Raw genomic sequence first — 13587 nt, 5'->3', positions numbered from 1 at the left:
ACCTACTATACTTGCCCTTAGCTATTTAACATAATGTGCATTCGTCTATAATTATTGCTGCTTTTACTATTAACTCCTATCCAACATTCATTGTCTCAAGAGAATCTAGGAAAGGTGCAAAAATTTAAATATTTTCTTTACTAAAATAATAGCATATACCAGTTGCGCAAGTTGAAAAAATAACCATTCCTGTAATAAAGTCTCTATCAGAAAGAATATTAATTATTATTTGAGCAATGGTAGCAAGTAAAACCAATATAAACATTACATTAAATATTGATTTTGAAGTAATTGTCCAATTTCCAACTTTAATTTCCATTTTGTTCCCGCCACCCTTGGTAAATCGGATCTTTATTAAATAGAAGAACTCTAGAAAAATACCTAGTTCAAATAAAACAACAATTAGTTAATCAATACAAACCTCTAATTTTAAAACCAACTCTTCATAATGAAGAAAAAAGTCTTTAATCGGAAGAACAGCAAAATATGAGGAGAATTGGGTATCAGCTAATAAAGATTCATCATATATCAGACTTATCTTCAATCGGCTTTTTGGTTCCATTCTCTTTTGAAGCAACAAGTCTGAAATCTCTTCATATAATTGTTGTCCCTTTTCTTCAATAGACCTTTCAATTGCGAAATATCCAGCAAAGCTATTCCACCACACCTCGAATGTTTTATATGCCTCATGAAAGTCCATTAAACTAACTTCATCATTCACAAAAAGCCTTTGAAAAAATAAATCCTTCTCTCCATAAAATGGTGTTGGCCCATTTCTATTGTCGTTACCTATTCGTTCTGCTACTTCTTCCCAAAGTTCTTTATACTGTTTTTCAAAATCATTTTTAAACGCCATTCTTGTTGATAAATAAGGAAACCTTAATTTTTCTTCCTCTTCATTTTGATTCAAATATATATTTTGTATGTAAATTAAGAAGTTCAAAGCAAAGGATGTATCCGTCACCATCACGAACGAATTTTTCAAATGTCTCTCTCCTCCCTGATACTTTGATATATAAGCAAAATTATGCATAGAAAGAAAACAGGATTTCATATCCCCCCTTCAACAATTTCACTTCCCAACACTGCAATAATCAAAAAAGCAAAGTTGAGACTGCAATTGTTTTCCTGTTGCACCCGCTCACTTATTAACGACTTTACTTCGGAAGTTCCCTAAAGAATTTTCTAATGTCATCTGGTAATTCTTCTACCGCAAGAACCTTTAGTTTCTCAGTTCCTGGGGAAGTCATAACTACATATGACTTATCCTTATAATCAAAAAGAGAGAATTGTCTTACCGAGTCCGCTGTGTTGGCTTGAATAAAGTTGAAGTCTTCTTCTTTAAAATTAGCTTCGTAACCATCTAAAGTTAGTCCTTCCGCTTCCTCAAAACTCTCTGCAAAAGCTAATTCCTGATACAGTTCAAGTGAGTTTTTAGGTGTAAAGAAATATACGTAATACAATGAACCGACAACTACTATTAAGACTAAGGCAAAAAGAACAATCCAATTTTTCAGTATCTTTTTCTTGGGGACTACCAATTTCTCTCCCTCCTTATCTTGCACTAACCTGCCATTTTAGTACAATACTACCACTACAAAAGCAGCGTTAATCCTCCTGGAATTAACGCTTTCCTTAATCGCATCCACCGCTACAACTGAAATTCAAATCCTTTGTAGTTGAATATGTTTCTAAATCCTAATTTCTCTGCAACAGCAACGGAAGGCTTGTTAGACTCCATACAATCCCAATACGGTGTTAAGTTATGATTCAAGCAATCTTCTACAAAGCTTTGAGCAACTTTTTGCGCCAGTTTTTTCCCTTGATGTGCTTCTAACGTTTCAATGTCTATACAATGAACATTTCCAGCAACAAACCCTGAAAAGCAGACACTTACCATTTCATTTTCGTGAATCACACAGTAACCAACACCTTTGTTAAAAAACGCTTCATGAGTAGACCAAAATTCTAATATTTTGGAACGTAAAAACTCAATATTTTTAACAGCGTTACCCCTATTGTGAAATAGTGTTTCGTTCATTTTCAGAACCTTATACTCTGACCCGATATTCTGTTCAAAGTTGGCTTGATAATTTTCTTTTTTTAAAATATAAACCTTTTGGTCCCAGCAACCTAATTTTCGATGCTCAAATACATCCTTAATAACCTTATCCCATCCTTTATGATTCCCAACCATCTCAAACCAGGTTAGACCAACCTTCCTAGCTTCTGGAGTTAATATAGAATCAATAAAATCATTTAACTGGGTATGAAACGCTTCGTTTTTTTCATCTCCAATAAAGATAAAACCATCGTTATTACCTAACCAGATAAGTCCTGTGGATGCTGACTCCAGATCATCTACAAACACCCGCCCTGGGTTGGTGCCTTCGATAATAGCCTTTGCTTCCAATTGTCCTTGCTCATATAATAAACCTCTACACATATAGAATTTGGACTTATGTAATTCTGAAATCATAAGCTAACACCTCACTTTATCGCACACTGCATCTCGATTAGACACTTATTTTTCCTTATTCTTATTCCAATCATAAGGTATCTTTGTCCAATTATAAAAAAGAAAGATTAAAAATATAAACGTAACTTGAAATATATTTTCAAACCAGCGAATCTCTTGATCTTTAATAATCTGCCAAACTGTTAAAACAACAAAATATATTATTGGATATCTGATGCTTTCCTTAAACATATTGTTACCAGCCTTCCTCCCTCGCTAGTTATTTTACTCCACTCAATAATACCATAATTTTCAAATAATATTCCCGTAAAAAAAGCGACTGTTTCAATGAGCGTCTTGATAAGCCCTTGCATCACCAAGTGATGAAAAGCTGAGACGCTATATGAAGCAATCGCATTGTAATTAAAGTTTTTTTACAAGGTCGTAATGATCGGACCTTCTTTTGTTAGTATAATCGTATGCTCGTATTGAGCGACAAAGCTTTCATCGGTTAGATAGGTCCACCCATCATCAGATTGAAAAACTTCCTCTTCTAATGTAGAGATAAAAGGTTCAAAGGCAATTACCATACCCTCTTTTAAAATTTCGTCGTCCCAGCGAGTGCTGTAATTGAAGATATGATCTGGTGCTTCATGAATGGATCGCCCTACACCATGCCCAGTAAGGTTTGTGATCACCGTTAAGTTATGCTGTTTTGCTACACTTTGTACAGCTTTCCCAAGTGCATTCTTTCTTGATCCCGGTTTTGCCTTCTTTAGTCCAGTGTCGAATGCTTCTTTTGCAACATCACATATCTTTTGTAAAATGGCCTCTCCCTCTCCAACTACAAAAGAAACCCCAGTATCTGCGAAATAACCGTTTTTTGAACCGGAAACATCAATATTAACAAGATCCCCTTCCTGGATGATTCGATCACCAGGAATGCCATGCGCTACTTCTTCGTTTACGCTTATACATGTATATCCGGGGAAATCGTATTCCCCTTTTGGTGCAGATTCGGCACCTTCTTTATCAAACATCTTTCCCGCTATTTCATCGAGTTCTTTCGTGGTTACTCCAGGTTTAGTAGAACGGACTAATTCATTTCGAATTGCTCCACATACTTTTCCAATTTCTTTTAATCCATTAAAATCCTCTTCTGTCTTTGCAATCATCGTATACCCTCACTTTTGAAGTGTTTTATGATCTGTACTTCATTTTAATTTTAGTATAGTCATGGTTTTATTATACATGGATATATTAATCCATGACAGTTGCTTTTAATTAAATGAAATAGTTGTTCATCATCTACCGGTTGGTGTCGTCACTTTCGCTTGGTGTTGCGCCACTTCAGGTCATTGGTGCGTCACTTTGACTTGGTGTTGCGCCACTTCAGGTCATTGTTGCGTCACTTTGACTTGGTGTTGCGCCACTTCAGTCATTGGTGCGTCACTTTCGCTTGGGGCTGCGCCAATTCAAGTGATTGGTGCGTCACTTTGACTTGGTGTTGCGTCACTTGAACCGCTAATCTGTGTCGCTAACAATATTCCTGCTCACCCCCACTTAATTTCTAAATAGCGACAAAGGTGAACAAACTTGGTAAAATGAATACCATTATATTGGTTAGAAGGTGTCCTTTTGGAAAATATTGTTTTAGTAAGTATGGTTGTTATTCTCGTAGTCGGTATTTTTTCGCAATGGCTCGCATGGCGGATTCAGTGGCCATCCATTGTCATTATGTCGATAGCAGGATTATTGCTCGGTCCTGTCTTTGGTCTATTCAATCCCCAGGAGGCATTAGGTGAACTATATAGTCCACTTATCTCGCTTGCCGTAGCCATTGTCCTATTTGAGGGCAGCTCAACACTTGATGTTAGAGAAATAAAGGGTGTTTCTAAATCTGTATTCCGGATTGTGACAATAGGTGCTGTTATTGCCTGGATCTTTGGGGCACTCGCAGCGCATTACATTGCAGGTCTCAGCTTGGAAATTTCCTTCATCATTGGTGGGTTATTTGTAGTTACAGGCCCAACTGTAATTATTCCACTGTTACGGAATGCTAAGCTGAGTCCGCGGATTGCTGCTGTTTTTAAATGGGAAGGAATTATTGTCGACCCATTCGGTCCATTGCTTGCCCTGTTTGCTTATGAAGTAATTAAAGTCATCAACACAGATGGTTTGCATGCAGATTATATACTTACCTTCTTCTTCAGCGCATTAATTGCCATTCTATTAGGATTAGGCATTGGATTGTTAGTAAGTATCATGGTAAGCAAAGGGGTTTTCCCAGAATATCTTAAGTCACCAATTATTTTAGCCTTTGTCCTACTTTGCTTTACCGTAGCTGAGGTCATTATGCATGAGACGGGAATGCTCGCTGTAACGGTTATGGGGTTAACGATGGCGCGCACAAAGCGATATGTTTCGTCCATTGGTAATGTGAATCATTTTGTGGAAAATATATCAGTGCTTTTGACCTCCACGATCTTCATTTTACTAACAGCATCTCTTTCCAGAGATACAATAGCAGAAATTTTCACATGGCCCATTATTGGGTTCGTACTCGTGATGCTGTTTCTCGTTCGTCCATTATCTATCTGGCTTTCGACCATTGGAACAGAGCTGACGAAACAGGAGAAGACGTTAATTGGGTGGGTCGCTCCCAGAGGTGTGGTTGCACTGACCGTTTCCGGTTATTTCGCTGCAATTTTACTTGAAGACGGGCATGAGGGTGCAGCCTTATTAACAACGCTAACCTTTGCCTTAGTTTTCATCACGGTTTGTGCCCATGGCTTCACGTTACGTCCTATGGCGAAAGCACTTGGACTAGCAAACAATGCACCACCCGGCGTTCTTATTGTAGGTGCAAGCAGCTTTTCCGTTGCTTTTGCCAAATATATTAAAGAACTAGGCATTCCTGTTCTAATTAGTGACTCTTCCATTGGGAGGTTGCAGGCAGCTATCGATAAGGACATCCCGTTTTATCACGGCCAGATTTTATCAGAGCATACGCAATATGATGTAGATCTTACGCCATATGAAACGATATTGGCGATGACAGGGGATATGGCCTACAACGCTCTTGTCAGTCAAACGTACGCTCCAGAATTTGGTTTTAACAATACCTTCTCCTTACCAGCAGGAAGCACTTTGGGTAAAAAGGAAATAACTACATCCCATAAAGCACATCTGCTATTCGAAGAGAATGCCATCTTCACTGAGCTAAATCGGAAAATAAATACAACGTATGAAATAAAGCCTATTGCAATTAAAGAGAATTGCAAGCTGGACAAGGACGCTATACCGGAGGAATCTACTCCTCTCTTTGTTCAAAAAGAAAACAAAACGATCCAGCTCGTGAGCTTGCGTAAGAAAATCAACTTAAGCAAGGGAGAGCAACTTGTTTTATTGAAAAGAAAAGATAGCTAGAGACAGCGCCCATTGCTTGAATGCATTTGGGCGCTTTTTTGATGGATTTGAGTTGCATTGCTATGGATATGACAACTTTCCAAAAACCGAACATTAATTAGTATATAAATTATAAGATTCGGTATTGACTCGAATTTTGTCGAATGCTAAGATAATAACAGGCTTTAATACGTTAGCGTGATTATCGGAGGTATAAACTATGATTTTTAAAAATCAATACGATGAAATCAAGAGTATTGCAGAAGACATTTATTACCACCCAGAACTTGGATATAAAGAAACAAGAACGAAAGGAAAAGTAGTGGATTCCCTTAAAAAAGCAAATCCGAACATTCAACTAGAAGAGTTCAGTACAACTGGAATTAAGACGACACTTGGAAATGCAAACAGTGATACACATATCGCTTTCATAGCAGAGCTAGATGCTGTTTATGCACCAAGTCATATGTATGCTGATAAAAATTCCGGTGCAGCGCATAATTGTGGCCACTATACGCAGGTCGCTATTGCCCTTGCCCTATACAATCACCTTTTTAAATCTGGAGCACATGAGAACTTAACGAACAAAATTAGTTTTATCTTTATACCCGCTGAGGAATATTTAGACCTTGATTATCGGGATGGTTTAATTAAAGACGGTACAATTTCTCATTATGGAGGCAAACCTGAAGCAATGAAGCTCGGCATCTTTGATGATATTGACCTTGGCATTTGTGTACATGCCATTGGCGGGGAATTTGAAAAAAGGACAGTTGAAATAAATTGCGATCTGGCTGGATTCCTTTATAAAAAATATACATTTGAAGGAAAAGCGACTCACGCCGGGTTTGATCCTTTTTCAGCAAAAAATGCCTACAGCATGTCAACATTATTTAATACAGCAGTAGCACTTGGTCGCCAACAATTGGATGAGGCAGAACATGTAAGAGTAAACCCAATCGTCATGCAATCCGATATGTCGACAAACGTTGTACCTAACCAGATTACAGTAGGTACGGACTTACGTACAAAGACAGTCGATTATCTAAAAGCAACTGCGATAAAGCTTGATGATGCTGCAAACGGAAGTGCGCTTGCGCTTCAAGGCAAGGTGGATACACATACGCAAATGGGCTACCTTCCATTTGTGCAGGATAGGTATTTATCTACTTTTGTAAAAGAGGCATTCGATGAATCCGGTGAGATAGAAGAATTGTTAAACAACAACTTTATTAGCGCTGCTGGGGATATTGGAGACCTTTCTTACATGATGCCATGCATTCAAATTGGCTATAGTGGCTTTACTGGCACCATTCACGGTGATGATTTTATTGATGTCGATCCAGAATATATTTATGAAACGTTCCCAAGGTTCCTTGCTAATGTACTAGAGAAAATGGACGGTAATATAGACAAAGAGAAACTTTACCGAAAATCATATGCAGAGTATAAGGAACTTATTGCTGGGATTGTAGAGTAACAAACTTCCTAGTTTGCACGAGAGTGGGAGGGTTATTTTCACGCGAGTTCGTATGGCTGTCACGCGCCTTTGTGGGGGACGCGACTTTGCGGTGCCTCACGCGACTCTTCAAGAATTTTAATCTACTGAATGAGTTACTCACTTAAATAATAGAGACATATAACGAAATCAACTAATCTATCTAAAAAAGAAATTTCCAGAATTGAGGGGTATACGGTGTTTAAAAACTTTTCTTATTTCCTTATTTTCATCTTTGCTGTCATTACCATTTCAGAGATGATAGGCTTTCAAAGCATACCAATCGGCCCTTTTAACATTGGGTTATTACCTTTAGTTTTTGCCATTATTATTACAATGGTTCTTGGCCTGCAAATTTTCCGAAAAGGTTTCTGGAAAAAGGTTTACAGTGATCGAAACATTAGCTTTGCCGGAAAGTATCTCATCTTTATTATGCTTCCATTGATGGCTAGATACGGGGCAGATGTTGCACCACAGATCAGAGAAATTCTTCAGGTTGGCTGGGTATTTATCATCCAGGAAATCGGAAATTTGGGAACCGTTCTAATCGGGCTGCCGATTGCATTGCTACTCGGATTACGGAGAGAAGCAATTGGGGCAACACTTGGCATAGGCCGTGAAGGTGAATTAGCGTATATCTCGGAAAAATATACACTGGAATCCAAGGAAGGCCGTGGCGTGCTTTCTATTTACATTATTGGAACATTGTTCGGCGCTATCTTCTTCAGCGTGTTTGCACCAATCCTGCTAGACCTTGGAATTCGTGTGGAAGCATTGGCTATGGCCTCAGGAGTTGGTTCTGGAAGTATGATGAGTGCAGCATCCGCTACTCTCGTTGCACGTATCCCAGAAATGGAGAGCACAATTCTAGCATATGCATCGGCTAGTCAGCTGCTTACCAGCTTTCTTGGAACATTCACAATGGTATTTTTAGCCGCTCCACTACAGCGATTTATGTATAAAACTCTCGTTAGAGGTGACAAATAATGAGCCCAGCTTTACGCAAATATATTAAATACGGACTGATTCTTTTGTTGAGTGTTTCCTTAATTTTATTCACTCAAGAAATCAAATTAATAAAAAATCCGGAGTCCACTCCTGTAACCAGCATGACATTCGCAGGTCTCGGCGTATTATGGTTATTTTCTATGATCGGAATTGCCATTTCAAACTTCCTGCAAAAATCGCCGGTTAAATTTATTCGTGAATTCCCAATCTTAGGTTGGGTATCTATCACGTCCTTGGTACTATGTCTAGTCTCAGACTTTTTTGTCCAAGCTATCCAGGCTGTTGACTTTCTTTCCATTACAACGCCTATCCTTACTTTTGCAGGGTTATCTGTTGCCAACCGCCTTGTTGATTTGCGTAACACTTCATGGAAAGTTGCCATTGTAGCGGTCTTCGTATTTACCGGAACTTATGCTGGAAGTGCATTACTCGCTCAGCTCGGTCTCCTCTTATCAGGAAATTAAGTCATGAAAAAATCCGCGCCATTACGGTGCGGATTTTTCTTTAAACTCTTACGCCGGCCTCATCTTCATTTTTACGGATGAAGCACATTAGTCCAGCAATCAAATATAGGATTGACTGAAATGCTACACCAGTGAATAAGAGCCAGCTACTAATGGCAGCGGAAGCAATAAATAATCCGCCGGCAAGCTTGGCGTTTTGCTTCACCTTTATAACAGCAATAAGTCCTAATATAAAACTAACCACACAGCTAAGCACTGGAAGCCAAAGTAAATTATTTATAATATACAGTACGTTGGATATAAAATCCCATTCCACGGTATTAATAGAGTTCCCAAACCAACCAATACCTGAGTTCACAATCAGGATGATAATAGCGCCTAGTATAGCGAACAGAAAATCCATAGCAATACCAACAGAACCTAAAATCCTTTCAATCGTACGATTCATCATCTCTTCTCCTCCTCCCATGAAATTAATATTTCTAACGTATCATACGGGAAACGCTCTACGTTGGTTTCAAATTCCCGACTTTTGAGATGATTAAACTGACTGGTTGTTTATTGGAGAAACATAGTGAAAAAAAGAATCTTTTGCATGACTAACGGTCCCCTAGTTATTCCACCCTAAAAATCCTCGTCTCTCTCTGCTCGTTTCCTTCTTTATCTGCAGCTAGAAAGGTGACAACATGGAATTTCTCTTTTAAGGACTCTATAGGTGTAAAAGATATGGTAGCTGTTTCCTTATCATACGTTGCCGGGTTTGGAATGCCATCCACGATAACTTCTAAACTTTCCATATCGAGTTCTGTTCCTTCCTCCACCTTCAGTTCCGCAGTTAGGGTAGGTGTTCGCTCAATAAGATTTTCTCCCATTTCTACTTCAGGAATGATAGAAAGCCCCTGGGCACGATTTATTTGGTCAGCCGCCCCCTGGATCTCATTTAGCACTCTTAATGTATTAAGACCCATGATTTTGCTGACCTCTTCCTCTGAGTATCCTCGTTCGGTCAGTGCTTCTTTTATTTTTCCAATTTCACTGGAGTCGTTTAAATCACTCGGCAGTTCGGCTCCATCAAAATCAGAGCCGATCGCTACATGGTTTACTCCCATGATATTAACAGCATGATCAATGTGATCTACTATATCAGAAATCGTGGCTTCACCCGAATTTGTAAGAAATTCCGGATAAAAGACAATTCCGATAACACCGCCATTTTCTTTTAATGCGACGAGTTGCTCATCTGTCAAATTACGTTGATGATCTTTTAATGCCTTCACACCAGAGTGGGTAGCAATAACTGGTGCCTCCGTTGTTTCCACTACATCCCAAAACGTGCTCTCGGCCATATGAGAAACATCGACTGCCATCCCTAGCTTATTCATTTCTTTAACTACCTTCGCTCCAAGCTCTGTAAGCCCTCCTGATGAGGCTGTCTTCGCCTGGTCGTCAAAAATTTGATCTGCCCCTTCTCCAAGGGCGTTGGAATAGTTCCATGTAAAGCCCATGGTGGTGATACCAAGATCGTTATATTGGCGTGTCAACTCCAGTGCATTTTCCTCATTTAAGGAGTATGCCCCCTCAATTGTTGGGACAGCTGCAATTTTTCCACGATTTGCAGTGGCAAGAATATCAGGTGCGCGTGAAACAATTTGAAGCTGTTCGGAATTATTTTCTTCTGTCCAATATAGAGCAGAAATTTGCGCAAGCGTGTGACTTATACTCCGAGCATCATTTCCGTAAAAGCCCGGCGTATAGGCAGCGAAAAAAGGTACGTTTAATCCTCCCTTTTGTAGTTTCGGGATATCCACTTCAAAATTTGTTTCTTGCCCGATATCTGTAGTTGGCAACCAAGTCTCAGAGTCTATTGATTGATACATAGTATCCTGGTGCCCATCCACGATAATGTCTGCTGTGTTCGAACCCATCATCCCTTTTCCCCCCTTCACTTCGCTAAGCAATGCTCTCGAATTAGGAAGCACAAGGAAGATAGACAGGATGATATAGAATAATTTCATGTTCATGATGATGCTTCCCCCCTTTTTTGGTACTCTTTTTCTTTTGTTTCATGGATGAACTTGTTAGGAATCTGGATATGGATTCACTTTTAGATGTTCTCGATTCACTTTATCGTGTTCTCGATTCACTTTGCCGTGTTCTCGATTCACTTTATCGTGTTCTCGATTCACTTTGCCGTGCTCTCGATTCACTTTGCCGTGTTCTCGATTCACTTTGCCGTGTTCTCGATTCACTTTGCCGTGCTCTCGTTTCACTTTGCCGTGCTCTCGTTTCACTTTGCCGTGCTGTCGATTCACTTTACCTTGCTCTCGTTTCACTTTATCTTGCTCTCGATTCACTTTATCGTGTTCTCGATTCACTTTGCCGTGTTCTCGATTCACTTTGCCGTGTTCTCGATTCACTTTACCTTGCTCTCGTTTCACTTTACCTTGCTCTCGTTTCACTTTGCCGTGCTCTCTTGTCACTTTACCGCCCCTCCACCACTCATCATCTCAACAAGGACTCTGCTCCGTCAATGAATAGTTCGGTTCCTGTAATATGGCTGGATTTGTCGGATAGGAGGAAGTGAACAAGGTCTGCCACTTGTTCTGGTTTTCCTGGGCCATGTTCGAGTGGCTGGCCGCCTTCTGGAAACTCAATTGGTATCTCGACCTTTTTCAGGTTATCCTTTTCTGGAAATGTGTTCTTACCAATATTCGTTTCAATTGCCCCAGGGCAGATGATGTTGACTCGAATGCCATATTCCGCAAGCTCTAGTGCAGCCATTTTTCCGAAGGCCATCTGTCCCGCCTTCGATGAGCTGTATGCACTCATGCCAAACCCTGTGAAGGTACGATTTCCATTGATGGAGCTGGTGATCACAATGCTGCCGCCATTTTCTTTCATATATGGAATGGCGTATTTCACTGATAGGAACGTGCTCCGGAGATTTGTTTCCAATGTCTTATCCCATTCCTCTGGATCTAGATCCTCAATAGGCGCAACTGTGCCGTTGATCCCTGCATTGGCAAACACTGCATCTAAACGCCCCCATTTACTGGATACCTTTTGAAAGCTCGCTTTCATCTCTTCAGGCTTGGAAACATCTGTCTCACAGACAATCGCTTCCCCGCCTTCTTTTTCGATTTCCTGTTGTACTTTCGTTGCATTCTCTTCCTTAAGATCAAACAATGCCACTTTCGCTCCAGAACGAGCCAATTGTAAAGCAGAAGCTCGACCTATTCCGGATCCAGCGCCTGTAATGATTGCAACTTTATTTTCCATTACCGTATACCACCTTTTTTATAGGGAGTATACCCGTTTGGAGAAGATGTATGTATTTAGCTGTTTCTATCTTCCTTCAGCCATTTATCTAATATAGAATTAAAAAGAAGTGGGTTTACTAACGGAGCCCCGTGCCCTGTTTTCGCTAGAATGATACCCTGTCCGTTTTGACTGTTTGTTAAAATATCCTCCGCTGATTGCCTCATAATACCTCTTTCCTTCTCTCCTACTGTGACAAGAATTTTCGTTTTCGCATCCTTAAACTCTGAAGGTATTGAAAACGTCATATTTTCCTGCAAAATTCTTGTCAGTGTCTCTGGCGTCATTTTGATGCTTTCCTGAAAATAGGTTTCGAATAAATCCTTTGGAATGGCAAGTGTCTTAGCCTGTGCCTGAGCAAAGGAACGCCACTTGGTAAGAGGATGCGTCAGTCTTACAGTAGGACCTATGAAGGCTTCTAATCGCTTCATGGGTCTAACTAAGGCACTATTAATCATGGCATAGTCAATGAGATCTGGCCGCATACTGAGCATTTGTACGATAATTTGGGCACCAAGGGAAAAGCCGACCACGACCACTTTCTTTCCATCTGCTTTCTCTTCGATAACATTTAGTAACGATTCTGCACTGCTTTTTATTGAAAAGAGATCTGTCCCCGCGCTTTTCCCCTGTTCAGGTAAATCAGGTACGATGCAATGATAGTCCCTGAAGTAAGCTAACTGCTCCTGCCACATCCAACCACTAACTCCACCGCCATGGATAAAAAGCATTAGCGGGCCATCTTTATTACCTGTCCCTTTTATATAACAGTCCATCCATCTCCCCACTTCCCGTAAAACATTTCTCCCTTTTTATACGAAAAATAGAGAAAAAAGTTCCATTTAAATAGCGCCCCAATGCTTCAGACAATTGGGGCGCTATTTTTAATCTGAACTTAATTTGGCATACATGGCGAGGTCGACGAATCTACCCTTTGCTTTCTCGGCATCACGCAATGTACCTTCAAACGTAAACCCGAGCTTTTGTAACAATCGAATAGAATTGTCATTTTCAGGCTCCACCTTCGCTTCAATACGGTGAAGACCTAATTCTGTGAATGCATACCTGGAAAGTTCACGAATAGCTTCTGAGGCATAGCCATTGCCCCAATGTCCCTTTGCTAGTTCATAACCAAGCTCTGTTCTTTGGTTATCAAAATCGAGTACGTTGTAACCGCAACTCCCAATAATTTGTCCACTGTCCTTCATGCGGATAGTATACCGGAGAGCCTTATTTTCTTTCGCTAACGCAGCTAAAATGGTGATCATTTCTTTAGCCTGGTCTTCCCCAGTAAAGGCGGGAATGTTCATAAACCTGGTGACATCAGGATCTGACCAGACAGCAAACAGACCAGCCGCGTCGTTCTCTTGAATCTTTTTTAAAGTTAATCTTTCTGTAGTAAGGTCGTTCATCAATTTCTTCCTCCATTTTTT

The 13587-nt window shown here is 40.0% G+C and carries 15 protein-coding genes; 4 read left to right on the top strand and 11 right to left on the bottom strand.

Features of this window, described 5'->3' with window-relative positions; genetic code table 11:
* Positions 1-124 precede the first annotated feature (124 nt).
* The 5 genes from BN985_RS07065 to map form a co-directional block, all read right to left on the bottom strand.
* Positions 125-319: a hypothetical protein gene (locus BN985_RS07065; RefSeq protein WP_042222103.1), complete on the bottom strand. Its 195-nt coding sequence runs from the start codon at positions 317-319 to the stop codon at positions 125-127.
* A gap of 87 nt (positions 320-406) precedes the next feature.
* Entirely contained in the window at positions 407-985 is a 579-nt protein-coding gene (locus BN985_RS07060; RefSeq protein ID WP_042222101.1) for a hypothetical protein, read from the bottom strand.
* Between the two features lie 172 nt (positions 986-1157).
* Complete coding sequence (locus tag BN985_RS07055) at positions 1158-1541, bottom strand: hypothetical protein (protein WP_232225551.1); 384 nt, start codon at positions 1539-1541, stop codon at positions 1158-1160.
* Between the two features lie 110 nt (positions 1542-1651).
* Positions 1652-2479, bottom strand: a complete 828-nt coding sequence (locus BN985_RS07050) for a GNAT family N-acetyltransferase (RefSeq protein WP_042222098.1) — start codon at positions 2477-2479, stop codon at positions 1652-1654.
* Between the two features lie 413 nt (positions 2480-2892).
* Positions 2893-3633, bottom strand: a complete 741-nt coding sequence (gene map, locus BN985_RS07040; protein WP_042222094.1) for a type I methionyl aminopeptidase — start codon at positions 3631-3633, stop codon at positions 2893-2895.
* Positions 3634-4096: 463 nt separating this feature from the next.
* Between map and BN985_RS07035 the strand changes: the two genes are divergently transcribed.
* The 4 genes from BN985_RS07035 to BN985_RS07020 all read left to right on the top strand — a co-directional run bounded on the left by BN985_RS07035 (position 4097) and on the right by BN985_RS07020 (position 8836).
* Positions 4097-5887, top strand: a complete 1791-nt coding sequence (locus BN985_RS07035) for a cation:proton antiporter (protein WP_408634661.1) — start codon at positions 4097-4099, stop codon at positions 5885-5887.
* A gap of 199 nt (positions 5888-6086) precedes the next feature.
* A complete protein-coding gene (locus BN985_RS07030; RefSeq protein ID WP_042222092.1) occupies positions 6087-7346 on the top strand; it encodes a M20/M25/M40 family metallo-hydrolase in 1260 nt (419 codons plus the stop codon).
* Between the two features lie 276 nt (positions 7347-7622).
* Complete coding sequence (locus BN985_RS07025; protein WP_084157507.1) at positions 7623-8351, top strand: DUF3100 domain-containing protein; 729 nt, start codon at positions 7623-7625, stop codon at positions 8349-8351.
* Positions 8351-8836 (top strand): hypothetical protein, encoded by a 486-nt coding sequence (locus tag BN985_RS07020; RefSeq protein WP_042222088.1) that lies wholly within the window; start codon positions 8351-8353, stop codon positions 8834-8836. The genes BN985_RS07025 and BN985_RS07020 overlap by 1 nt, the downstream gene beginning before the upstream one ends.
* A 40-nt stretch (positions 8837-8876) precedes the next feature.
* On the opposite strand, the gene BN985_RS07015 is transcribed toward BN985_RS07020, so the two are convergent.
* From BN985_RS07015 to BN985_RS06990, 6 genes are all read right to left on the bottom strand, one after another.
* On the bottom strand, positions 8877-9287 hold the full coding sequence (locus tag BN985_RS07015) for a DUF4064 domain-containing protein (protein ID WP_042222086.1): 411 nt from the start codon (positions 9285-9287) through the stop codon (positions 8877-8879).
* A 163-nt stretch (positions 9288-9450) separates the two neighbouring features.
* Complete coding sequence (locus tag BN985_RS07010; protein ID WP_052360633.1) at positions 9451-10857, bottom strand: dipeptidase; 1407 nt, start codon at positions 10855-10857, stop codon at positions 9451-9453.
* 57 nt (positions 10858-10914) lie between these two features.
* On the bottom strand, positions 10915-11316 hold the full coding sequence (locus BN985_RS07005; RefSeq protein WP_042222084.1) for a hypothetical protein: 402 nt from the start codon (positions 11314-11316) through the stop codon (positions 10915-10917).
* A 22-nt stretch (positions 11317-11338) separates the two neighbouring features.
* The gene (locus BN985_RS07000; protein ID WP_042222083.1) at positions 11339-12115 is read right to left on the bottom strand and encodes an SDR family oxidoreductase; all 777 of its coding nucleotides are present in this window, start codon (positions 12113-12115) and stop codon (positions 11339-11341) included.
* 56 nt (positions 12116-12171) lie between these two features.
* Positions 12172-12930 (bottom strand): alpha/beta fold hydrolase, encoded by a 759-nt coding sequence (locus BN985_RS06995; RefSeq protein WP_042222081.1) that lies wholly within the window; start codon positions 12928-12930, stop codon positions 12172-12174.
* Positions 12931-13038: 108 nt separating this feature from the next.
* Entirely contained in the window at positions 13039-13569 is a 531-nt protein-coding gene (locus BN985_RS06990; protein WP_042222079.1) for a GNAT family N-acetyltransferase, read from the bottom strand.
* Between the last annotated feature and the right edge of the window lie 18 nt (positions 13570-13587).

The organism is Oceanobacillus manasiensis (assembly GCF_000724085.1).
GTDB classification, from domain to species: Bacteria; Bacillota; Bacilli; order Bacillales; family Amphibacillaceae; genus Oceanobacillus_B; species Oceanobacillus_B manasiensis.
The sequence above is the reverse complement of the archived record's forward strand: the minus strand, read 5'-3'. Positions and strand labels throughout refer to the sequence as shown.

Excerpts from the sequence above, each read along its gene's own strand:
- BN985_RS07065 (WP_042222103.1), bottom strand. The coding sequence starts at position 319 with ATGGAAATTAAAGTTGGAAATTGGACAATTACTTCAAAATCAATATTT.
- BN985_RS07050 (WP_042222098.1), bottom strand. The coding sequence starts at position 2,479 with ATGATTTCAGAATTACATAAGTCCAAATTCTATATGTGTAGAGGTTTA.
- map (WP_042222094.1), bottom strand. The coding sequence starts at position 3,633 with ATGATTGCAAAGACAGAAGAGGATTTTAATGGATTAAAAGAAATTGGA.
- BN985_RS07030 (WP_042222092.1), top strand. The coding sequence starts at position 6,087 with ATGATTTTTAAAAATCAATACGATGAAATCAAGAGTATTGCAGAAGAC.
- BN985_RS07025 (WP_084157507.1), top strand. The coding sequence starts at position 7,623 with ATGATAGGCTTTCAAAGCATACCAATCGGCCCTTTTAACATTGGGTTA.
- BN985_RS07020 (WP_042222088.1), top strand. The coding sequence starts at position 8,351 with ATGAGCCCAGCTTTACGCAAATATATTAAATACGGACTGATTCTTTTG.
- BN985_RS07015 (WP_042222086.1), bottom strand. The coding sequence starts at position 9,287 with ATGATGAATCGTACGATTGAAAGGATTTTAGGTTCTGTTGGTATTGCT.
- BN985_RS07010 (WP_052360633.1), bottom strand. The coding sequence starts at position 10,857 with ATGAACATGAAATTATTCTATATCATCCTGTCTATCTTCCTTGTGCTT.
- BN985_RS07000 (WP_042222083.1), bottom strand. The coding sequence starts at position 12,115 with ATGGAAAATAAAGTTGCAATCATTACAGGCGCTGGATCCGGAATAGGT.
- BN985_RS06995 (WP_042222081.1), bottom strand. The coding sequence starts at position 12,930 with ATGGACTGTTATATAAAAGGGACAGGTAATAAAGATGGCCCGCTAATG.